General features: G+C 70.7%; 19 protein-coding genes and 1 tRNA gene. 11 read left to right on the forward strand and 9 right to left on the reverse strand.

Features of this window, described 5'->3' with window-relative positions:
- Positions 1–292 precede the first annotated feature (292 nt).
- Positions 293–1,513, forward strand: coding sequence for an AI-2E family transporter (locus tag ACWCPY_RS27035; protein ID WP_451269143.1), 1,221 nt, complete (start codon positions 293–295; stop codon positions 1,511–1,513).
- Positions 1,514–1,591: 78 nt separating this feature from the next.
- Here ACWCPY_RS27035 and ACWCPY_RS27040 read toward each other — a convergent pair whose 3' ends face one another.
- Positions 1,592–3,619 (reverse strand): amylo-alpha-1,6-glucosidase, encoded by a 2,028-nt coding sequence (locus ACWCPY_RS27040; protein ID WP_451269144.1) that lies wholly within the window; start codon positions 3,617–3,619, stop codon positions 1,592–1,594.
- Between the two features lie 221 nt (positions 3,620–3,840).
- Between ACWCPY_RS27040 and ACWCPY_RS27045 the strand changes: the two genes are divergently transcribed.
- The 4 genes from ACWCPY_RS27045 (at position 3,841) to ACWCPY_RS27060 (ending at position 8,356) form a co-directional block, all read left to right on the forward strand.
- Positions 3,841–4,890 (forward strand): LacI family DNA-binding transcriptional regulator, encoded by a 1,050-nt coding sequence (locus ACWCPY_RS27045; protein ID WP_451269145.1) that lies wholly within the window; start codon positions 3,841–3,843, stop codon positions 4,888–4,890.
- Between the two features lie 147 nt (positions 4,891–5,037).
- Complete coding sequence (locus ACWCPY_RS27050; protein WP_451269147.1) at positions 5,038–6,282, forward strand: sugar ABC transporter substrate-binding protein; 1,245 nt, start codon at positions 5,038–5,040, stop codon at positions 6,280–6,282.
- Positions 6,283–6,287: 5 nt separating this feature from the next.
- Positions 6,288–7,436: a carbohydrate ABC transporter permease gene (locus ACWCPY_RS27055; RefSeq protein WP_451269149.1), complete on the forward strand. Its 1,149-nt coding sequence runs from the start codon at positions 6,288–6,290 to the stop codon at positions 7,434–7,436.
- Positions 7,433–8,356, forward strand: a complete 924-nt coding sequence (locus tag ACWCPY_RS27060; RefSeq protein ID WP_451269151.1) for a carbohydrate ABC transporter permease — start codon at positions 7,433–7,435, stop codon at positions 8,354–8,356. Before ACWCPY_RS27055 ends, ACWCPY_RS27060 begins: the two co-directional genes overlap by 4 nt.
- A gap of 45 nt (positions 8,357–8,401) precedes the next feature.
- On the opposite strand, the gene ACWCPY_RS27065 is transcribed toward ACWCPY_RS27060, so the two are convergent.
- The 6 genes from ACWCPY_RS27065 to ACWCPY_RS27090 form a co-directional block, all read right to left on the reverse strand.
- On the reverse strand, positions 8,402–9,607 hold the full coding sequence (locus tag ACWCPY_RS27065; protein ID WP_451269153.1) for a hypothetical protein: 1,206 nt from the start codon (positions 9,605–9,607) through the stop codon (positions 8,402–8,404).
- 96 nt (positions 9,608–9,703) lie between these two features.
- Positions 9,704–10,600 carry an RNA polymerase sigma-70 factor gene (locus ACWCPY_RS27070; protein WP_451269193.1) on the reverse strand — a complete coding sequence of 299 codons (897 nt, stop codon included), beginning with the start codon at positions 10,598–10,600 and terminating at the stop codon, positions 9,704–9,706.
- A 190-nt stretch (positions 10,601–10,790) separates the two neighbouring features.
- The gene (locus ACWCPY_RS27075; RefSeq protein ID WP_451269155.1) at positions 10,791–11,999 is read right to left on the reverse strand and encodes an NAD(P)/FAD-dependent oxidoreductase; all 1,209 of its coding nucleotides are present in this window, start codon (positions 11,997–11,999) and stop codon (positions 10,791–10,793) included.
- Between the two features lie 277 nt (positions 12,000–12,276).
- Positions 12,277–12,350: transfer RNA gene (locus tag ACWCPY_RS27080), tRNA-OTHER, on the reverse strand.
- Positions 12,351–12,464: 114 nt separating this feature from the next.
- Positions 12,465–14,063, reverse strand: coding sequence for an alpha/beta hydrolase (locus ACWCPY_RS27085; RefSeq protein WP_451269157.1), 1,599 nt, complete (start codon positions 14,061–14,063; stop codon positions 12,465–12,467).
- Between the two features lie 248 nt (positions 14,064–14,311).
- The gene (locus tag ACWCPY_RS27090) at positions 14,312–15,205 is read right to left on the reverse strand and encodes an RNA polymerase sigma-70 factor (protein ID WP_451269195.1); all 894 of its coding nucleotides are present in this window, start codon (positions 15,203–15,205) and stop codon (positions 14,312–14,314) included.
- Positions 15,206–15,435: 230 nt separating this feature from the next.
- Between ACWCPY_RS27090 and ACWCPY_RS27095 the strand changes: the two genes are divergently transcribed.
- The 3 genes from ACWCPY_RS27095 to ACWCPY_RS27105 all read left to right on the forward strand — a co-directional run bounded on the left by ACWCPY_RS27095 (position 15,436) and on the right by ACWCPY_RS27105 (position 17,903).
- Positions 15,436–15,921 (forward strand): carboxymuconolactone decarboxylase family protein, encoded by a 486-nt coding sequence (locus ACWCPY_RS27095; RefSeq protein ID WP_451269159.1) that lies wholly within the window; start codon positions 15,436–15,438, stop codon positions 15,919–15,921.
- A gap of 162 nt (positions 15,922–16,083) precedes the next feature.
- On the forward strand, positions 16,084–16,650 hold the full coding sequence (locus ACWCPY_RS27100) for an antibiotic biosynthesis monooxygenase (protein ID WP_451269161.1): 567 nt from the start codon (positions 16,084–16,086) through the stop codon (positions 16,648–16,650).
- A gap of 188 nt (positions 16,651–16,838) precedes the next feature.
- The gene (locus ACWCPY_RS27105; RefSeq protein WP_451269163.1) at positions 16,839–17,903 is read left to right on the forward strand and encodes a LuxR C-terminal-related transcriptional regulator; all 1,065 of its coding nucleotides are present in this window, start codon (positions 16,839–16,841) and stop codon (positions 17,901–17,903) included.
- A gap of 60 nt (positions 17,904–17,963) precedes the next feature.
- Here ACWCPY_RS27105 and ACWCPY_RS27110 read toward each other — a convergent pair whose 3' ends face one another.
- Positions 17,964–19,622: a class I tRNA ligase family protein gene (locus ACWCPY_RS27110; RefSeq protein ID WP_451269165.1), complete on the reverse strand. Its 1,659-nt coding sequence runs from the start codon at positions 19,620–19,622 to the stop codon at positions 17,964–17,966.
- 234 nt (positions 19,623–19,856) lie between these two features.
- Between ACWCPY_RS27110 and ACWCPY_RS27115 the strand changes: the two genes are divergently transcribed.
- Complete coding sequence (locus tag ACWCPY_RS27115) at positions 19,857–20,138, forward strand: hypothetical protein (RefSeq protein WP_451269167.1); 282 nt, start codon at positions 19,857–19,859, stop codon at positions 20,136–20,138.
- Between the two features lie 332 nt (positions 20,139–20,470).
- Positions 20,471–20,905, forward strand: coding sequence for a nuclear transport factor 2 family protein (locus ACWCPY_RS27120; RefSeq protein WP_451269169.1), 435 nt, complete (start codon positions 20,471–20,473; stop codon positions 20,903–20,905).
- 122 nt (positions 20,906–21,027) lie between these two features.
- Here ACWCPY_RS27120 and ACWCPY_RS27125 read toward each other — a convergent pair whose 3' ends face one another.
- On the reverse strand, positions 21,028–21,366 hold the full coding sequence (locus ACWCPY_RS27125) for a hypothetical protein (protein WP_451269200.1): 339 nt from the start codon (positions 21,364–21,366) through the stop codon (positions 21,028–21,030).
- Here ACWCPY_RS27125 and ACWCPY_RS27130 point away from each other — a divergent pair.
- Positions 21,265–21,744, forward strand: a complete 480-nt coding sequence (locus ACWCPY_RS27130) for a class I SAM-dependent methyltransferase (protein ID WP_451269196.1) — start codon at positions 21,265–21,267, stop codon at positions 21,742–21,744. The genes ACWCPY_RS27125 and ACWCPY_RS27130 overlap by 102 nt on opposite strands.
- Positions 21,745–21,969 lie beyond the last annotated feature (225 nt).

Consider the following 21,969-nt stretch of genomic DNA (forward strand, 5'->3'; position numbering starts at 1 on the left):
GGTGAATGACGGGCGATTAGGGCGCTCGTCGCGAGTTCGAACATGCTATCGGAGTGATGTGGGCGGGTTTGCTGGTCACGGATGGTGCGGCTGACCGTGATCCCCGCTCCGATGGTTCGACGCCTCGGTCATGGCCGTCGCGCTCCCGAATGCCCGGCGAGCAACGGCAATACGGAAGCCGCCCCGGCGTGCGGGGCTTCCGGCGGCCGGTGACTCCGCCCCTGGGGTGACATCCTGGGCATGTTGGCCCGGGTGCCCGAAAAGGTGTGGATTCTCCTGGTACCAGCAGGGCATGCCCAAGCCTTCGAACTCGCAGCCCGACCACACGGAACCCGGCGCACCGTCCGAAGGGCGACGGCACCGGATCCGCGCCGCGTCACGCCGGGCGCTGCGCGGCATGGCCGGACCCGAGGCCAGGAGCCCGGGCGCGCCACCGGCGTTGCCCGGCCCGCGGTACACGCCACGCGTGAACCCCGTGCTCCAGACGGCCGCCGCCTACGCCTGGCGGATCCTCGTGGTGGGCGCCGTCGTGTACGCGGTCTTCGCGGCGCTGGGGCGGTTCCACGAGGTGGCGGCAGCCGTCTTCCTCGGCCTGGTCGTGACCGCGGTGCTGCGCCCCGTCGCCGATCTGCTGGCCCGTCCGATGCCGCGGCCGGTCGCCGTCACCGTGGCACTGCTCGGCAGCATCGTCCTCGTCCTCGGCGTCCTGACGCTCGTCGGCGAGGCGGTCGCCGGAGAACGTGCCGGGCTGGAACGGGAGTTCAGCGACGGCCTGGGCAGGGTCGAGCACTGGCTGGAAGGGCCGCCGTTCCGGGTGAATCCGAGCACGCTCGACGACCTCCAGACACGGATCGGGCAGTATCTGTCCAGTCATCGCTCCACCCTCATCAGCACGGCCGTCAGCGGTGCGGGCCGACTGATCGAGGTGGTGACGGTGTTCGCTCTGGCGCTGTTCTGCTCGGTCTTCTTCATCCACTCCGGCGACCGGCAGTGGGACTGGTTCTGCGATCAGCTTCCGGAGAAGTCCCGGGACCGGGTGGCGCTCGCGGGCCGGGCCGCCTGGCGTACGTTCACCGGCTACACCCACGGCATCATCCTGGTGGCGGGGACCAACGCCGTGTTCGTGGGACTGGCCCTGTTCGCCCTCGGAGTGCCACTGGCTCTGCCCCTGGCGCTGCTGGAGTTCTTCGCCGCCTTCGTCCCCCTGATCGGCTCACCGATCGCCCTCGCCATTGCGGCCGTGGTGGCTCTGGCGGCGAAGGGTCCGATCGTGGCGGCCGTCGTCCTCGTTCTGATCGTGGTGATCGGTCAGATCGAGGGCCACCTGCTCCACCCGCTCGTGATGAGCCGGGCGGTCCGGCTCCACCCGGTCGTGGTCGCACTGTCGGTGATCGGCGGCGCCATCGCGGCGGGAGTGCTCGGAGCGGTGGTGGCCGTGCCGCTGGTGTCGGTCCTCTGGTCGGTCCGTCAGGCGCTGCGCCGGGCAGGCGAGACCACGCCCGCGCAGGGCTGAGCGGCGTGCGCCGGGGGAGAGGCGCGGCACCGCCCCGCCCCACCGTGTCGTACCGCGGGGCGGGCGCACCGGCTCGCGTCAGCGGGGTGTCGGGTACTGCCTCCTCACCGTCAGGCCCTCCGGCGCATCGATGTGCGCCGTGCCGTCGGCATCGACGGTGATGTCCAGTCGCCCGCCCGCGACGTCGAGCCCCTCGACCTTCAGCGGCCGGTACGCCTCCGCGAAGCCGGGCGCGACCGTGAGCGTTCCGCCGGGGACATCGGCCGAGAGCCCCAGCACCGACTGGAGGACCATCACGGACGAGGCCGCCGCCCAGGCCTGCGGGCGGCACGACGCGGGATAGGGCGACGGGCGGGCGTCGATCGCCGAGCCATGGCCGGCGAACAGTTCGGGAAGCCGGCCGTCGAAGGCCGCCGAAGAATTCAGCAGACCCTCGGAGAGCGACGCGGCCTCCTGCGGGAACCCGGCCCTGGCCAGCCCGTGCACGGCGATGGCCGTGTCGTGCGGCCAGATGGAACCGATGTGGTAGCCGTACGGGTTGTACGCCACGGAGTCGCTGCTCAGCGTCCGCAGGCCATGGCCCGAATCGAGGTCGGGCGCGCCGAGCCTGGCGGCCAGCAGGGCGCTCTCCTCGTGATCGAGCAGGCCCGTGCCCAGCAGGTGGCCGAAGCCCGAGGTGACCGAGTCCACCGGCCTCCTGTCCCCGTCGAGAGCCACCGCCGGGTACGGTCCCCGCTCGTCCTCCACCCAGAAGTGGCGGCGGAAACGGTCACGGAGCCGCTCGGCCCACTCCTCCCACCGGTCGGCGCCGGGGCGGCCGAAGGCGCGCAGCAGGTCCGCACCGCCCCGGGCCGCCTCGTACGCGTACGCCTGGACCTCGCAGAGCGCGATCGGGGACGCGGCGATGCGTCCGTCGCTGTAGCGGATGGAGTCGCCCGAGTCCTTCCAGCCCTGGTTGGCCAGGCCCCGGCCGGTGTGGTCGATGTACTTCAGGAACCCGTCCCCGTCCGCGTCGCCGTGGTCGCGCATCCAGGCGAGGGCGGACTCAGCGTGCGGCAGGAGCTGCTCGACCTGTTCGGGCGCGAGGCCCCAGCGCCAGGAGTCGTGCAGCAGGGTGATCCAGAGCGGGGTGGCGTCGACCGTGCCGTAGTAGCAGGGCGGCAGGGAGAAGTTCTCGTGGAAGTCCTGGGTGGCGCGGCGCACTTCATGCAGGATCTTGCCCGGCTGCTCCTCGGTGCCCGGGTCGGACTTCGTGCCCTGCCTGCGGGCCAGGGTGCGCAGCGTACCTGCGGCGAGGCCGGTGCCCAGCGGCAGCAGCATGCGGGCCGCCCAGAGGGAGTCGCGGCCGAAGAGGGTGAGGAACCACGGGGCCCCGGCCGCCAGGAACTGGTCGGCGGGATTCTCCGGATCGGTGAGCCGCAACCGGTCGAGGTCGGCCGCGGACCGGCTCAGCCAGTGGTCGAAGCGGCGGTCCGCGCTGCGCAGCCGAGGCGTGCGCCAGGGCAGGCTGTCCGCAGGAGGCGCGGGGAACTGGTCGCCCTCCTCGTGCGCCGCGTCGCAGCGCAGCACGGCGCTCCACGAGGCCCCCGGGGCGAGCTCGATCCCGTACTCCAGCCGTCCGGCGGCCGGGTCGACGGCCGCGGGCTCCGGGGAACCGGTGAGACGGACCGCGAAGGTGTCCTGGGACCAGCCGAGGCCGCCCTCGGTGGCGGTGGCGGCGACCGGGGCCTGCGCATGCCCGGACTTGACGCGCTCGATCGGTGCGAGGTCCGTCCCCGCGGTGACGATCAGCCGGACACGGACATGCTGCCGCCCCGCGTTGGTGACGTCGAGGGTCTCCTCCAGGTGCCCGGAAGTGACGCGCCGGCGCCGGTGCAGCGTGACCGCCGGGTCCGGAGTGTCCTCGCCGAGGCCGCGCAGCACACTGCGGAAAGCCGCCCGGTCCGCGCCCTCCAGCCCGCCGCCCACCGGGGCGAGGACGATGCCGTCCGCCGCGACGGTCAGCCGGGACAGGGCTCTGCTGTCGCCGTGGTAGAAGCCGTCGGCGGCACCGTCGAGCTGCCCGTCCGCGCGCGAGATCACGAAGCTCGGCGCGTACAGCGTCACACAGGCGTCATGCAGGAACGGCTGGAGACCTTCGGCCGACGGGCCTGCCCCCGTCTCGGAGTTCGTTATGTCTTGGGTCTTGACAGTGGTGTGCAACAGAGCAGAACCTCTCAGGCATTGGAGCGTTCCAAGAACCCTAACGACGACCTCAGGGCGTTGACAACGGTTTTGGAACGCTCCAATGAACTCGTCCGTTCGCACAACCGGTTCCGGAGACCCTCATGCCCCGCTCCTCCAACACCTCCACGACCAAGGCCGCTTCGGTGACCCTGGCCACGGTCGCGCAGCGGGCCGGAGTGTCTCCGCAGACGGTGTCGAACGCGCTCAACTCGCCCGAGCTGCTGCGTCCGGAGACCCTGGACCGCGTCCTGCGTACCATCGACGAGCTGGGCTACCGCCCGCACCGAGCGGCGCAGACCCTGCGCACCCGCTCCAGCAAACTCATCGGCTACGGCATCCGCCCCACCGCCCCGGGCGTCTCGGCCCCGGTCATGGACCGGTTCCTGCACGCCCTGTCCCAGACCGCGGACGAGGCCGGCTACCGGATCCTGCTCTTCGCCTCACCCCCAGGCAGCACGGGCCTCGACGGGTACGAGGAACTCCTCGACCTTCACAACGTGGACGGCTTCGTGCTCAGCGGCACCGAACGGGGCGACCAGCGCCAGGCCTGGCTGGAGAAGCGCGGTATCCCGTTCGTCGCCTTCGGCCGCATGTGGTCCGGCCGGCCGATCGGCGACTGGGTCGATGTCGACGGCGCTTCCGGTACGGACGCCGCGGTCGAACACCTAGTGGGCCTGGGACACCGCAGGATCGCGTTCCTCGGCTGGCCGCGCGGCTCCGGAGCCGGTGACGACCGCGCCGCGGGCTGGCAGCGCGCCATGCGGCGGCACGGCCTTCCGGTACGCGGCCGGCGGGCACAGAGCGTCGACGACATCAGCTCGGCACAGGCCGCTGTCGGACCTCTGCTGGACGCGGGCGCGACGGCCGTGATCGCCGCCAGCGACATGCTCGCGCTGGGCTGCTACCACGCCCTGCGCGAGCGGCGGGCCGTGCCGGGCGCCGACGTCGCCGTGGTCGGCTTCGACGACAATCCCATGGCCGCGCTGCTGTCTCCCGGACTCTCCACCGTGGCCCAGCCGCTGGAGGCCGTCGGCCGCGAATGCGTCCGGCTCCTGCTGGCCCGGATGTCACAGGCCGGAGCTCCGCCCGAGCGCGTCCTGCTCGAACCGTCCCTCGTCGTACGCGACAGCACGTCCGCGTCGGAGGACTGAGTCACCCCCTGCGCGCCGGTCCACCGTCCGTCGCGCGCAGGCCCATCGAACCACCACCCCCCGCACGCCCGTTCCACGGGCCACCCGTTCACAGCGTGCCCCTTCCGGGCCACTGAGCCGCAAACCCCACCCCTCCTGGAGGAACCCATGGGAACCCGTACGGCCGTCGCAGCGCTCGCCACCTGCGCGGCGCTGCTGGCCGCGACCGGCTGCTCGTCCAACTTCGGCAGCGACAAGGAGCCGGAGCAGGACAAGGCAGCCAAGCAGAAGCTGACGGTACTGATCGCCACCTCGGGGGACGCCGAGACCCAGGCGGTCAAGGCCGCCGCCGCCGCTTACGCGAAGCAGTCGGGGAACACGGTCTCCGTCGAGATCGCCAAGGACATGAACCAGCAGCTCGCCCAGTCCTTCGCCGGGCACAAGCCGCCGGACGTCTTCTACGTCAACTCCGACCAGTTCGCCAACTACGCCAAGGGCGGCTCGCTGTATCCCTACGGCGACCGGATATCCGACGCCGACGACTTCTCCGAGCAGCTGCGGAACTCCTTCTCGTACGACGGGAAGCTGGTCTGTCTGCCGAAGGACACCTCCACCCTCGGCCTGGCCATCAACACCGACCTGTGGAAGAAGGCCGGGCTGACGGAGAAGGACTACCCCAAGAGCTGGGAGGAACTGAGGACCGTCGCCGGCAAGCTCACCAAGAACGGCGTCACCGGCCTGGTCACCAGCGACGAGTTCCAGCGGCTCGGTGTCTTCATGAAGCAGGCGGGCGGCTGGCTCACCGACACCGACCAGAAGAAGATGACCGCCGACACCGCGGAGAACGCCAAGGGGCTCTCCTTCGTCCAGTCCCTCCTCAAGTCGGGCTCGATGAAGTTCGCCAAGCAGGTGGACACCAGCTGGGGCGGTGAGGCGCTCGGCAAGGGCAAGGCCGCGATGACCATCGAGGGCAACTGGCTCGAAGGCGGCATGAAGCTCGACTACCCCGATGTGAAGTACGCCATCGCTCCGCTGCCCGCGGGGCCGGCCGGCCAGGGCACCCTCGCCTTCAGCAACTGCTGGGGCGTCGCCGCCGACAGCGCGCACCGCGACGCGGGCGTCGACCTGGTGAAGCACCTGACCTCCGCCAAGCAGCAACTCGCCTTCGCCGACGCGTTCGGAGTCATGCCGTCGCGGACGAGCGCGCTCAAGACGTACGCCGAGAAGCAGCCCGCCGCCAAGGCCTGGGTGGACGGCAGCGCCTACGCCCAGGGCCCGGTGACGATCGCCGGCTTCGACAAGGTCCTGAGCCAGTTCAACACTGACCTGCAGTCGCTGCGCACCGCCGACCCGAAGAAGATCCTCGCCGACCTTCAGCGCAACGGCGAACAGGCGATCGCGAAGGGCAACTGAGCCCCATGCCCATCCGCACGACGCGCGTGCGCGGAGTCTCCCGTACCACCGGCTCGCCCGGCGCACCTGACAGCGCACCCGGCGAGACCGGTACGACCGCGAAGGCCCGCGCCCGGCGCGCGGGCCTCCGCGGGGAGGGCACCTGGGGCTGGCTGTTCGTCAGCCCCATGGTGCTCGTCCTCGGACTGTTCATGGTGCTGCCCATCCTGATGGCGCTGTGGGTGAGCCTGCTGCACTGGGACGGCCAGTCCAACCCGTTCTCCGGCCAAGCCGATTTCGTCGGCCTGGATAACTACCGGTCGCTGCTCACCCAGGACGGCCTCGACCGCACCCTCTTCGCCACCTCCCTGCGCAACAACCTCTACTACGTGGTGCTGACCGTTCCCCTGCAGACCCTGCTGGCACTGGGCCTCGCCCTGATCGTCAACCAGCGACTGCTGCGGGGGCGCGGCGCCCTTCGTACGACGTTCTTCTTCCCGTCGGTCACCAGCTCCATCGCCGTCTCCACGGTCTTCCTCTTTCTCTTCCAGGGCAGCGGAGCCGTCAACTCCCTGCTGTCCTGGATCGGGATCAAGGGACCGAACTGGTTCGCGGACCCGCGCGGGGTGCTCTCCCTGATCCTGGGAGGTCTGGGAATCGTCGACCCCGAACGGCCCACCGGCATGCTGGCGGACCACTCCGCACTGGGACTGTCGTGGTTCGAATGGCTCTCGGGCCCCTCGGTCGCGATGTGCACGCTCATCCTGCTCGCCGTGTGGACGACCTCCGGCACCTTCATGCTGATCTTCCTCGCGGCGCTCCAGAACATTCCGCGCGAGCTGGAGGAGTCGGCGGCGATGGAGGGGGTCAACCGCCGGCAGATGCTGCGGTACGTGACGTTGCCCGCCCTGCGCCCCGTGCTGTTCCTCGTCCTGACACTCGGGCTGATCTCCACCTGGCAGGTGTTCGACCAGGTGTACGTGATGGGCCAGGGCGCTCCGGGCAATACGACGCTCACGCCCGCCTTCCTGTCGTACTCGGCGGGCTTCGACAACGCGGACTTCGGGCAGGGCTCGGCGATCGCGTTCATCCTGCTCGCCCTGATCCTCGTCCTGACCGCGTTCCAGCGCTGGGTGCTGCGGGAACGCGGCGCACGTACCGGGAGGAACCGATGACCGTCGCCGCCACGCCGGCACGCGACCGGGCCCGTCGCACTCCACAGGACCGGGGCCGACCCGTCCTGAACCGATTCCGCCTGCCGTGGCGGGTGGTGGGGTACGCCGCGGTGCTCGGTCTGGGCCTGCTCTATCTCCTGCCGTTCGCCCTCCAGCTGGTGACGGGCTTCAAGACGGACCCGGATGCCGCCGCGCACCCACTGGCCCTGCTGCCCACCACTCCGACCACGGCCGCCTACCAGCGGCTGTTCGGGCTGAGCCGGGCCGCGGACGGGGTGCCCTTCCTTCGCTGGCTGGGCAACTCGGCCCTGGTCGCGGTGCTGGTGACGGCGGGCCGGGTGCTGTTCGACTCCATGGCGGGATACGCGCTGGCCCGGCTGCGGTTCCGGGGCCGCTCGATACTGTTCGGCTTCGTGCTCGCGGTGATGGCGGTGCCCGGTGTGGCCCTGCTCATCCCGAAGTTCCTGGTGCTGAACACCTTCGGCCTGTTCGACTCGTACACCGGCATGATCCTGCCGCTGCTGGTGGACGCGGCGGGCATCTTCATCATGAAGCAGTTCTTCGAGTCGGTGCCGCGCGAGGTCGAGGAGGCGGCACGGGTCGACGGGGCGGGTGTGTTCCGGATCTTCTGGTCCGTCGTCCTGCCGATGGCCAGACCGGCGTTGATCACCTTGACGATCCTGTCGTTCCAGGGGTCGTGGAACGAGTTCACGCACTTCCTCGTGAGCACGCAGTCCGGCCAGTACGAGACACTCACCACGGGTCTGGCACGCTTCGTCTCCGGCGGACTCGGCGGCGGAACACAGTATCCGCTGAAACTCGCGGCGGCCCTGCTGTCCACCCTTCCGGTGGCCGCGCTCTTCTTCTGCTTCCAGCGCTACTTCGTCAGCGGCGCCAACGCGGGCGCGGTCAAGGAGTGAGAGCTCCCGGCGCTCGCCCGGAGGCGGTCTGAGGGCCCTGTTCCATCACGGTGCCACACCTCGGGTCGGCGCCTGGGGTGTGGTGTCCAGCATTTCCAGCCGGTGCCGCACGGCCTCGACCGCTCCGGGACGCCGGCCCGGTACGTGGTGGCGCAGGGCGTCCAGGGGCGGGCCGAGTTCCTGGGCCCGCCGCGGGTCGCGAAGCTGCTGCCACTGGTGGTGGGCGCGGTCCACGGCGCTCTCCACGGCCGGGTCGTCCGGCAGCTGTTGCCGGGCGAGGCGGGCGTCGGCGGCAGCCATCCACAGCTCGCAGCTACGCGCCGGATCATCGGCCAGACGAGCGAGGTCGGCCCGGACCTCCAGCCAGTGGATGGCCTGCACGGAGCCCGTGCCGTAGGTACGCAGCGCCCACCCCTCCCATATGGCCGCGAGCGACGCGGCCTCGCCGTGCCGCCCCGCGTGGGCCGCGGCGAGAATCGCGGGCAACGGATCCTCCTCGGCCGCCGCCCCGGTGCTCTCCACGGCCGGCGCAGGCGGCTGGTGGGGCTGTACCGGGACCTGGACGGCGGGCGCCGCGGGGGAGGGTACGGAGGGGACGGACGAGTCACCGATGGACAGGAAGAGCGCGTCGCCGGGGCCCACCTGGGCGGCGGCCTGTTCGTGGAGCCGGGCGAGCGGCGGGTTCAGGCCGCTGCGCCAGGTGGTGGCGAAGGCCTTCAGATAGGCCGGTTCCGCGATCTGGCGGCGGGGCGGTGGCGGGACGATCCGGCCGTAGACACGGATCCCGTAGCCGAGCACGAGACCCTCGGCACGGAGCTGCTGCCAGGCTTCCGGGGCGGCGACCATGTCGACGACGACGGTGGTGGAGCCCGGTCGGCGCAGCTTGAGTTCGCTGGCCAGCCAGTGCCACGGCAGCGCGGTGTAGCGCAGGGTGGCAGGCGTGGTCGTCCGGGCGAGTGCGAGGTGGATCAGGCGCTGCTTGTGGTCGAGATGGAGCTGACCGGCTATGTAGAGCGTGAGCGGGCCGGGCGCGGCCGCCGCCGCGCGGATGCGGGTGAGGACGGTCTGCGGGTCGGTCGGGTCCGCGAGTTCGACGATGGTGGCTGCCGACGCGCCCGCCAGGATGCTGGGCGCAACGGCGGCGAGCGTGGGCAGGACGCCGGCCGCGTCGATGAGACAGCCCTTGCCGGCCGGGGCCGCCGCGATCAGCAGCGCGGTCCCGGATCCGATGTCCTCCCCGTTGATCACCACAACAGCACGGTAGCTGCTGCCCGGCCCCTGAACGTAATCAACGACCGACTTCCGTCCGACGCGTGGGCGGTCAAGTGGCTGTTCCGCCGCCCGTATTCATCGCACGGTGAGCGGGGTCTCGGAGTCGACGCGGTTCAGTTTCTCGGGATTGCGCACGTAGTAGAGGCCGTTGACGCGGTCGTCCTCGACACGGATCGCCAGGACACCGTCGATCTCGCCGTCCAGGAGCACCAGGAGTGCCGGACTGCCGTTGACCACGACGGGAGAAAGCGTCATCGAAAGCCTGTTCTTTCTGAGGCCGCCGAGCATGTAGCGCGCCACCTTGCCGGCGCCGACGGTCGGCCGCAGTGCTGCCTGTTTGATGCCTCCGCCGTCGCCCACCAGGACGACATCAGGGGCGAGTACGTCGAGGAGGCCCTGGAGATCTCCGGTCTCCAGTACCCGCCGGAACGACTCCACGGCCGCCCGGGCCTCGCTCGGGGAGACCACCTTGCGAGGGCGGCGGGAATCGACGTGTTTCCGGGCGCGGTGCGCGATCTGGCGGACGGCCGCGGGGCTCTTGTCGACGGCGGCCGCGATGTCGTCGTAGTCGACCTCGAAGACCTCGCGCAGCACGAAGACGGCGCGCTCGGTCGGCGAAAGCGTTTCGAGGACGAGCATCATCGCCATCGAGACACTCTCGGCGAGGTCGACGTCCTGGGCCACGTCCGGCGTGGTGAGCAGCGGCTCGGGCAACCAGGGGCCGACGTACGCCTCCTTCCGGCGCCTCATGGTGCGCAGCCGGTTGAGCGCCTGCCGGGTCGTGATCCGCACCAGATAGGCGCGGTGGTCGAGCACCCGGGCCGGATCGACCCCGGCCCACCGCAGCCAGGTCTCCTGGAGGACGTCCTCGGCGTCGGCCGCCGATCCGAGCATCTCGTAGGCAACGGTGAACAGCAGATTGCGGTGGGCGACGAAGGCCTCGGTCGCCGGATCGGTCGCCCGGCCGTTCATGCCCCGGCCCCTCTCCGTCTCGTCCGGTCCCCGGTCGCCGGCGGCGGCCTTCGAACGTGCATCCACAGCAAGTCCTCCCTCCGGGTGAGCCGTTGGAGCCCGGCTCACCTGCTCCATGCGATCGAGAGTGGGACGGTCCTCGGCGCACGGCTGTGACACGCCGGGTCGAGAACCGCCCCTTGTCCGATGGCTATGCGGTCCGTCCGGCGGTCGCCGGCTCCTCGCCGCGCCCGGCCCGCAGCCGAAGCTGCCGTCGGCGCCCGGTACTTCCCGCGACCCGGTGCAAGCGGTACGAACCGGGCTTGCCCGCCTCGTCGGCCATGTGCTTGATGATGCCCTTGCACACGGCTTCCTTGAGCCTCGCCCCCGGCCGGCCGTCGATGTGGAGCCATATCGCGACGTCGTTGCGGGCGAACTGGAAGATGCCGGTGCGTCGGCCCAGGCTGACGCACTGGGCGGTGAACGCCTGCCTGAGGGGCGAGGGCCGCTCGCCCGCGATCCGGCTGAGGACCGTGTCTGCGGCCCGCGCGCCCAGCGGCATCGCGGCCTGACAGCTCATCCGCAGCGGCAGGCCCGAGGGCGCCGCCGAGTCCCCGGCGGCGACGATGCGCACGTCGTCCACGCTGGTCAACGTCTCGTCCGTGAGCAGGCGGCCCAGGGCGTCGGTGCTCAGCCCGCTTCGTACGGCCAGGTCCGGCACGCCGAATCCGGCGGTCCAGATGGTCACGCGGCTCGGCAGCCGACGGCCGTCGTCGAGCTCCACAGCGTCGCGGGTCACCGCCGTCACCCTCGTGCCGGGGCCGTCGAGCACGGTCACACCGAGCCCGGCCAGTTGCCCGGCGACCGAGCGGCGCCCCCGCGCGTGCAGGTACGGACCGAGCACCCCACCGCAGACCAGGGTCACGGCGTGGCCCGCCTCCGCCAGTTCGGCGGCGGTCTCGATGCCGGTCGGGCCGGCTCCGACGACCGTCACCGCGGCGCCCGCGGGCGCCGCGTCGAGGACCGGCCGCAGCCGCCCCGCCTCCTCCAGGGTGGCGACGGGACAGGCGAACTCGGCCGCACCGGGCACGCCCGGCTCGGCGCTGCCACTGCCCACCGCGTAGACCAGGTAGTCGTATTCGACGGTGCCGCCGGCCGCCAGGGTCACGTTGCCCTCGGCCGCGCCGATCCGGGTCACGGTGTCGACCGCCAGACGGACGCGCTCGCCCAGGACGTCCCGGTAGTCGACCACCGCGTCGTCGGTCCCGCCCACCAGTTGGTGCAGGCGGACCCGGTGCACGAAGGACGGGCGAGGGTTGATCAGAGTGACGGTCACGTCGTCGCGCTGCGTCAGACGATTGGCCGCCATGACGCCGGCGTATCCGCCGCCGATGACGATCACTTCGGTGTTCTCGGCCATGAGGTCTCCTCCGGTTCCGGACGTTCGGCCTCAAGACACCGGATGGCCGGCGGCTGTGACAACATGTGAGGCAGGTCACACCGAGGGCGCGGCCGGGCCGCCCGGAGAGCGATGGCGTCCAGCACCGCAGCAGGTCGGCCCCGCGAAGAAGAGCCAATGACAGCCCCTGGCCGACTTGTTCAGGCAGGACTCTTCGGCCCGGCTCGGCACACTCACTGCTTCGGGGGGCGAAGACTTCTCATGGCCGAACCATGGAAGTGCGGCGACCGGAACGGGATGGGGCCGACCGGATTCGAACCGGCGTCCTCCCACACGCGGTGAAGGCGCGACGACCACTGCGCTACGAGCCCCATCCCGCTGACGATCATACAAGTCGCCCGAACTCCACCGCTCTTGAATCGTCGAAGGGGACGACGGCTCGATCTGTTCCCTTGGGCCACGACGGTTCGATGCGGCGCTCGTTCGTCAGTGGCTCCGCTTCACACAGGTCCCGTCCCGCGCGGGCAGCCTTCCGGTGGCCAGGTACCGGTTGACCGCATCGTCCACGCAGGCGTTGCCGTACTGACCGTAGAGCGCGTGCCGGTTGGCACCCTTGAGGGTGAGCAGCCTGGAGCTCGGCAGCAGCTCGTGCAGTGCCACACTGCCCGAATACGGGGTGCGCGGGTCGCCGGTGGCGGCCACGATCAGGGCCGGCGTGTCACGGTGCACCCGGGTGGGCTTCTCACGAGGCCGGTCCCAGAAGGCGCACGGCCCGATGTTGTCGGTGAGCGGGCCGAACAGCGAGTGCGAGGCCCGACTGCGTTCGATGTCCCGCCAGTACCTCTCGGGATCGCGCGGCACGGACACATCGCCGCAGAGGATCGCGGACTGCACACTGCCGTTGCGTGACCCCTCGTCGGTGAGCGCACCGCGCAGCACCGCGGCGAACTGCGGCGACAGCCGGGTGGGCCTACCTGCTGCGGCCCTGGCGAGCACGGACATCTGCTCTCCGGCCGCAGCTCGCGCCTCATCGGTGTCGTCCGCGGTCCCGGAGAAGACCACGAAGGGCACCTGGGTGTCATCGAGCCGGAACGTGTCCGCACCGGTGCCGACGGTCAGAGAGTGGCGCGCGGAGGCCGCGACGACACGGTTCACCGTGGCGAGCACCTGGCCGCGCGTGCGGCCGAGACCGTAGACGCTGTGGCGCTTCGCCGCCCAGGTGGCCCAGTCCGCGAGGGCCTGCTCGTTCTCGCGCTCCACACCGCGCATCAGCCGCGGGTTGTAGCGGCGCGGATCCAGCGCACCGTCGAGGACCACCCGGTCGTAGCGACCGGGGAACATCTGGGTGTAGGCCGTGCCCAGGTACGTACCGTAGGACCAGCCCAGGTAGGAGACCTTCCGCTCGCCCAGCGCACCCCGGACGACGTCCATGTCGCGGGCCGTGTTGCGTGTGGAGACGTACGGCAGTACTGAAGCGTTGGTGGCCCGGCACTTGTCGGCCAGGCCCTTCTGCAGGGCGACCTGGCGCTCGAAGCTCGCCCGGCTCAGTCCGGCGGAGAGTATCGAGGAGCCGACGGGCCAGTCGCAGTCGAGCGGGGCGCTGCGCCCGACGAAACGGGGATCGAAGCCGATGACGTCGTAGCGTGCACCGGTCTCCTTCATCATGTGGCGAACGAGCGGGGAGTAGCCGAGACCGGGTCCGCCCGGGCCTCCGGGGTTGAACAGCAGAGAGCCGGCCCGGTGGCGGTTGTCGGTGGCAGCGATCCGGGATATCGCGACCTTGAGGGTGCGTCCCCGGGGGCGGGTGTAGTCGAGTGGAACGGTGACATCGGCGCAGCGTGCGCCGGCCTTCTCCAGATCACGGCCGGTGGCGTCGTCCGGGCCGAGGACGCAGCTCCTCCAGTCGAGGCGCTGGTGGTAGTAGCGGCCGAGACCTGCCCCGGCCGTCACCGCTCCGCCGTCGCGGCCCGCGGCTGTCGCCGTCGCGCCGGGCAGCGCGGTGAAGCAGGTGGTGAGGGCGAGGCCCACGGCCGATGCGCGGCGCGCAGCTGCGTTGATGGTGGTCACACGGTCTCCTTGGTGCATGAGGCGGCGGTAGGGAAGACGGCGACGAGAACAGCGAGGAGGCCCGGCCTGGCCAGGGCGACAGAAGGCGGATGGGGGAGCACGGAGCGCGTCCTCGACCCGCGGCCCCGGGCGTTCTCGTCACGCGACCCAGCCTTTCACCGGGCCCGACACCTGGTCATCGTCCCTGGGCAGTACCGTGCGCCTACGTCAGTGGTCCTAGCCACCTCATGGGACACGGCGTCCGGGCGTACGGCGCACCTTCCGGCTCAGCGGCCGACTGCGGTCTCCCGGTCGGTGCGTGAGAGCTTCTCGGGGTTGCGGACGGCGTAGAGCCCCGCGATGAGGCCGTTTTCGAGGCGCACCGCCAGGACCGTGTCGATCCGGCCCTCCCTGCGCAGGATCAGGGCCGGATGGCCGTTGACCTGGGCCGGTTGCAGGGTCGCGGACACGAGCCTGCTCAGCACGTCGACCACCGTCCCGGCACCCACGACGGGTTCCACAGCGGCCCGCACGACTCCGCCGCCGTCGGTCAACAGCACGACATCCGGAGCGATCATGTCGAGCAACCGCTGCAAGTCACCTGTTTCGACAGCCTGTTGAAAAGCCGCGAGCACACTGCGCGTCTCGGCCGGGGACACCACCTCGCGCGGCCGGCGCGCCGCGACATGGGCCCGAGCGCGGTGGGCGATCTGCCGGACCGCCGCGGGAGTCTTCTCGACCGCCTGCGCGATCTCGTCGTACCCGAGATCGAAGACCTCGCGCAGCACGAAGACGGCCCGCTCGGTCGGAGCGAGCGTCTCCAGTACGAGCAGCATCGCCATGGAGACGCTGTCGGCCAACTCGACGTCCTCGGCGACATCGGGTGCGGTCAGCAGGGGTTCGGGCAGCCAGGGGCCGACGTAGGACTCCTTGCGCCGGCGCAGCGTGCGCAGCCGGGTCAGCGCCTGGCGCGTGGTGACGCGGACCAGGAAGGCGCGTGCGTCCCGCACCGTGTCGTGGTCGACGTCCGCCCAGCGCAGCCAGGTCTCCTGGAGGACGTCCTCGGCATCGGCGGCCGAGCCGAGCATCTCGTAGGCAACGGTGAAAAGCAGGTTGCGGTGGGCGACGAACGCCTCGGTGGGTGAGCCCGTCCAACCGGCGTGAGTGCTGGGCCCGGTCATGCCGGCCGCTCGCCCGGTGCTCTCGTCCATGTCGGCTCCCGCCTGTTGCGTCTCTTGTTGTCCGTGTCGCGCACAAGACACCGCCCACCGCACTTCTGTGACGCCGCGGGGCGGTGGCCTTCGTCACATCGCCGTGCTGTCACAGGGGCGTGGCGCCCGGCGCCTCATGTGCGTCAGGACGCTGCGCGGACGATTCGCGCGGCACACGATTCCACAGCGAGGGCGTTGTGATGGAAACCCGTATGAACCTGTTCGACCACGAGATCGGCGCCAGGATCGGCAAGCGGATCTTCGCCGTCAGCCAGGTGATCCAGGAGTCGCCGCTGCCGAAGCCGACCCAGGAACTGGTGCAGCTGCGAGCCAGCCAGATCAACGGCTGCGGCTTCTGCGTCGACATCCACACCAAGGACGCCGCTGCCTCCGGCGAGACCTCGGCCCGGCTGAACCTGGTCGCCACCTGGCGCCACTCCACCGTGTTCACCGAGGCCGAGCGGGCCGCGCTCGCCCTCACCGAGGAGGGCACCCGCATCATCGACGGTTACGAAGGCGTCAGCGATGAGACCTGGGCCCAGGTCCGCAAGCACTACGACGACGACCAGGCCATCGCGCTGGTCTCCCTGATCGCCATGATCAACGCGACCAACCGGCTCGGCGTGATCCTCAACAACCAGGGCGGCGCCTACGAGCCCGGCAAGCTCGCCACCGTCGCAGGCTGACCACATCCACGCCGTCTGGCCGGCCCGCGATCGTCCGATCCGGGCCGGCCAGACGGCACGGTCACCGCATCCCCACCACCACAGGCCGAGCCGCTGCGACGGTTCGGCTCCCGACCCCGATCACTTGACCTCAAGTGCGCTTGACACAAGAGAGTTGGCTACATGACACGTTTCCTCGACATCGTTCGTCCAAGCGCCCGTACAGCCCTGATCAGCGAGTGGCTCACGGGTACCTTCGAGCGTTCGCACACCGCGGCCGATGCCGTGATCGACGAGTGGGCTGCGGCCGAGACACCCGCAGGGCGCTTGGCACAACACGTCTTCCTCTCCACGGACGGCGCCGGTCTGCTCTTCTACGCCCAGTGGACCAGCGACGAAGAGCACCTGTCGTGGGCCCGAGCCCGTCGCGCCGACGTGGTCGGTCGCATCGACACGCTCGTACCGGGAATCGAGCGTCCCGGACTCGACCGAACCCGTCTGCACCGCAGTGTCCTTCACGATGAGGTGAGCCCTGCCGGCATCTTCGCGGTCGGCACGGTGGCGACCGCCGATGCGCAGAGCCTGGTGGGACCGGCTCCGGGCCTGCTCGCGGCACATGTCCACCTCGCATCCAGCGAGGAACGCGCGATCGTGATCACGGAGTGGACCGATGCCGCATCCCACGACGCGGCCGGCTTCGGGGGCACTTCCAAGCGGTACACGCTGCACCACTCGTTCCGTCAGGGATAGGGAGGACACAGCGCCGCGCGGAGCATGGGCGAACCCTCGGACGGATCGCGACACCACGGGCCCCTCGACCCCGGCCCCGACCTGCGAAGGGCAGCATGATCTTCGAAGTCGCCGGCCCATAGGATTGACCCGTATTCCACACGGAGGGGGCTGCGCGTCGTGGATCTTCAGCCGAGAGGGGCTATGCGGTGAGCGCCGGCAGAGCGAGCGCGACGGGGGCACGGGCCGACGACCTGGCGCTCGCGCTCTACCAGGAACTACGGCTCCGCGGCGCGGCCAGTTTCGACGAGGCCGTCGCCGAGCTGGACCTCGGGCCGAGCGAGCGCGAACGTTGCCGCCGCGATCTTCTGAACCTGGGCCTGATCGTGCCCACGGGCACCGAACACGACAACGGGCTGGCCCTCGCCTCCGGCGGCGCGCCCGAAGCGGAGTCCGACGCGGTCGCCGTGGTCAGCCCGGAGATGGCGCTGATCAAGCTCCTGGAGAGCGAACGGGGCCGTCTCGCCGAGGACCTGCGCCACGCCGGGGAGGTCAACGGCCGACTGGAGTCACTGGCCACCCGCTTCCTGCGTGCAGAGGTCCTCGCACCGTCCGCCGAGGTCGAGGTCGAGGTCATCACCGACTACCGGCGTATCCAGCAGGTGTTGGAAGACATCACCGAGACCGTGGAGCACGACCTCTGCGCGTTGCAGACCCAGGTCAGCCACAGCCGCGAGATTCCCGAGCGGACACTGTCCCGCGACCGCCGCCAACTGGCCCGGGGGACACGGGTGCGCTACTTCTTCTCCAGTACGAGCGCCGGCACTCCGCAGGGCATGGAACACCTCACGCACAAGGCGGTCGCGGGAGCCGAGATACGGGTGGCCGCGGACCTCCCGATGAACATGATCATCGCCGATGGGCGGTTCGCCCTGGTGCCGATGGACCCGGACCACCACGACGCGGGCGCGATCCTGGCCCGGGGCCCGTCCCTCGTACGCTCGTACCGTGCCTGGTTCGAGCAGTGCTGGCGCGGCGCCGTTCCCTTCGAGCAGCAGCGCCGGGACGAGCAGGACGCCGCCAGCCTCACCGACCAGCAGCGTGCCATCCTGCGGATGCTCGCCACCGGGATGAAGGACGAGCAGATCGCCCGCAACCTCGGTGTCTCGCTGCGCACCGTCAGCCGCATGCTCTCCGAACTGATGCAGGAACTGGGGGCTTCGAGCCGCTTCGAGGCCGGAGTGCGGGCCATGCGGCTCGGCTGGGTCGACTGAGGCCGAGGAAGCCGCGTCGACACGGACCGGTTTCGGGTCCGGCCTCGGGATCCCGAGGTGTCAGAAGCCGAAGACCGGCTCCTTGGGCGCCACGATCGGGCTGCCGTGCGACGGCGGTACGAGCGCCTCGATCCCGACCGGACGCCCGGCGGGGACCCGGAGCACCGCGGCGAGCCGGTCCGCCCCCTCCGGCATGACCGGACCGGCCCAGGACGCGAGCGCGGATGCCACACTCAACTGAGCCGCGATCAGGGCGAGATGACGCTCACCGCGACCGGGCCTGTGACGTTCGTGGGAACCGGCCTCGGCGAAGGCGGAAACCGACCGGACGACCTCGTCGAGCAGGGCCACCGCCCGACGGGGATCGAAGCCCTCGACACCGTAGGCCTGCCGCAGTTCGGCAACCGCGGCCGTCAGCCGTCGCAGCTCGGTGTCCCAGCCGGGCCCACCCGGCGCGACGTCCGGCACACGACCACCGCACTCGGCCCGGACATCCCCGAACAGGGCGCTCAACCAGGCATTCCACGTGCCGTCGAGCATCTGCCGAGTGCGCTCCAGCCGCTCCGGTCGGAACCCGGACCGGCGCTCCGCGCCGAATATCTCCAGGACATGGCGCCTCACCGTGTCCGAACCGAACTCATTGAGCAGGTCCAGTGCCCACAGACCCGCTCCGCCCTCCGGCGTCAGGCGGTAGAACTCGCTGGTCATATACGTCAGGTCCGGCTCGACCCCCCGCTCCGTCAACAGCGCGGGCAGCAGCACGGCGTCGTAGAAGGCATGCCCGAGGCCGTGGAAGCGGACCGCACGGCCGGGCAGCGGCCTCTCACCGCCCTGCTCGCACAGTTGCAACGCGACCGCCTCGAACTCCGCGTCGACCACCTGGTCCTCGAACCCCTCCACCTGCACCGGCACGCCCCAGCGTCCCGGATGCGAAACGGGCACGTCCGGTAGCCCCTCCTCGGCGAGCCCCTCGCACAGCGCGGCGATCCGGGACGACAGCCCGGCTCCGCCCCAGTGAGCGGCAAGGTCCGCACGGAAGGGCTCCAGGAGCAGGTACAGACGGCGCATCCGCCGCAGGGCGGCGCCCGCCCCGCACCGTGAACACCGCGGGTCCCTCAAGTCACCCCCCTCACCGGGGCGTCCGCAGGAACGACACGCGCCCGCAGGGGTGAGGGCGCCGCAGTGCGGGCATCCACCGGTGACCTGAACACCATGAAGCCACCGTCCGCACGGTTCGCAGTACGGCAGGGGGCGCACCCGTGGAACGACTATCCCCTCGGCGTGCAGCCGGCCGACGACGTTCTGCACCCAGCTGCTGTAGCCACCCGGATGCTGCGGCCGGGCAATACGGTCGAACACGACGCGGGCACGCATCAGATCGGCCTCTATGGCCACGGCGTGCCCGTCGGCCACATCGGCCGGTGTCCTTCCCGTGTCCAGTGCCCTGACCTCCACCGAGCCGGCATGGTTCGCGATGCCGGTGGTGAACAGTACGTCCGTGCCTTCGGCCCGCAAGAACCGCGCCATGACATCGGCCGCGACGTAGGGACCCGCCAGATGCCCGAGATGCAGTTCGCCCCGGGGAGCGATGGGCGTCGCGGTGATCCACAAGGGAGCGGCCGCAGCCGCACCGTCACCTGGCCGGGCCCCCGTACCGCAGCCCGCCGCCGGGCCGCCGGGGGAGGCCGCTTCCTGGCCGCGCAAGATGCTGTTCCGCATGAATATCCGCTATCCGTCCTGGAGATGAGTCGGTGCAAACGCCAACACCGGGCTGCCTCACCCGTGCGGCAAGACCCCGTCCCTCACCAGCCTGGCAAAACAATTCGCGGCCGGGGCGGCCCGGAGCGTGCGCGTTCACGCCGTGACGTGGATACGCCACACCATCCCCGGGAGCCGGGAGCCGGGAGCCGGGAGCCGGGAGCCGGGAGCCGGGAGCCGGGAGCCGGGAGCCGGGTGCTCCTTGATCTCCACGCCGAGATCAACTGCCGGCTGACACGTCATCCTGTTCCCCCGGTCAACCGAGTATTGACAGCACGCGTCTTCAAGATCGAAGCAAGCCACGAGGACGAACATGAGGGGACAGGAAACATGGAAGAGGTCGCGGGTTCTGCGGTCGTGCGAGTCCTGAAGGGTGTGAGCTGGCTCGTGTTCAACGTGGTCGGCGCGGTGGGCGAAGTGCTCGCCACCCACACCCCGTGGAACAGGCGGAGCGGGCGCTCGTCCAGAGGCAGGTAGCCTCGCCGAATGAGGGGCCCCGGAGCGGGCGCTGTCCCCGCGCACCCACCGCTCGGCGCGAGCCGTCCGGCTGCCCGATGAGTGCGTCCCGCAGCACGTCCGGGCCGAGGAGCCGGCCGCCGAGCCCGGGACCGAGCGTGGCCGGCGGCTGTTCGACGAGCACATCGGAGTCGGTGGTCGCCGGCGACATGGGGGAGCGCCCGCGCCGCTTGGGTGAACCGCTAGTGCTTCCAGCCGGAGTACCGTAAGGGCAGATCCGGGTCGACGCCCGCCACGAACGTCACGGCGCACATGGTGGGGCGATCGAATCCCTTGTGTGTCGAGTCGACGGAGTGACCCCTGTGCCGGAGTTGGAGACGCCTGCTGTCCGTGACGCCCGAGAGGTGCTGACCTGCTTCTACCAGGCCATACTCGACAAGTCCGCAGACGATCTCGCCGACCTGTACACCATCGACGCGGTGCACGAGTTCCCCTTCAGCTCTCCCGGTTTTCCCCCGTGTTACGAGGGGCGTGAGGCCGTGCGTGCGGGATACCGGGCGGCCTGGGGATCCAGTCCTGTCCGGATCGACGAGATCAGGAGGATCGCGGTCCACGAGACCGCCGATCCGGGAGTGGTCGTCGCCGAGCACGTCGCGGTGGGAACGCTGCCGGCCAGGAGCACCACCTTCACCGTCCCCGGCCTCCTGGTGCTGCACGTCCGCGGCGGACTGATCGTGCGGGCTCGCGACTACATGGACGGTCTGGGGGTCATCGGCGCCAGGGGGTGAATGCCGGCCACCGGGCCCTGACGGGCGCGGGTCGGCGCCGCCGGGATTCGAGTGAGCCGGCCGGTCGGCATTCCCGCGTCGAGCCGGTGTCGGCCGCGACGACCAGGCCCGGCACGATGGGATCACTTCGGGACGGTGCGGACGCAGCCGCCCCCGCAGACCTGGGCGGGCTGCGGGGGAGCCAGTACCCTTCGGGCATGAGTGATCATCGAACTCCCGTCGTGGAGGGTCGCAGCCTGCCGAGGGGCGTCGCCGGGTATGCCGAGGCGGCGGATGCGCTCGCCGTCCAGTACGAGGAGGTCTCCTTCGACGAAGTCCACCGTGACGTACTGCAATTCGTTCCCGTCGAGCCGGGCCGGATGCTGGACGTGGGGGCAGGGACCGGGCGCGATGCCGCCGCACTGGCGGCTCGCGGACACGATGTCGTGGCCGTCGAGCCGACTGCTGAACTGCGGGAGCATGCCCGGCGGCTCCATACGGGCAGCGGCATCGTCTGGGTGGATGACGCTCTTCCGGACCTGGCGCTGAGCGGTCACCCGGACCGGTTCGATGCGGTCTTCGTCACTGCGGTGTGGATGCATCTGGACGCCGGGGAACGCCGACGCGCGATGGCCAGGGTCGCCGCGTTGCTGGTGCCTGGTGGACGCTTCTTCGTGAATCTCCGTCATGGCCCTGTGCCCGAGGGCCGCCACATGTTCGACGTCTCTGCCGCGGAGACGGTTGAGTTGGGCAGTGTGCATGGCTTGCACACCGTCCATCGCGCCGAGCGTCCCGATCTTCATGGCCGTGACAACGTCCGATGGAGCTCCCTCGTCCTCCGAGCGGACGGGAATCAGTGACCCTGGTGGCCGGCGAGCTCGTGGCGTGACCGGTCCACGCAGCTGGTCCGTCACGCCCCTGCGCGGCTTCGGGCCCGGGATGTTCCGATGGACCGCCCTGCGACCCCGAAGCCGGTCGGCTCTTGACGGGTGGGGCCGCGGCCCGTTGCGGTGCCCGGTCGAATCGGGCGCGGGACTCCTCGATGTGTTCCAAGTACCGGCGCGTCCATCCGCACATGCCGTGGA

This window comes from Streptomyces sp. NPDC002403, assembly GCF_053593015.1.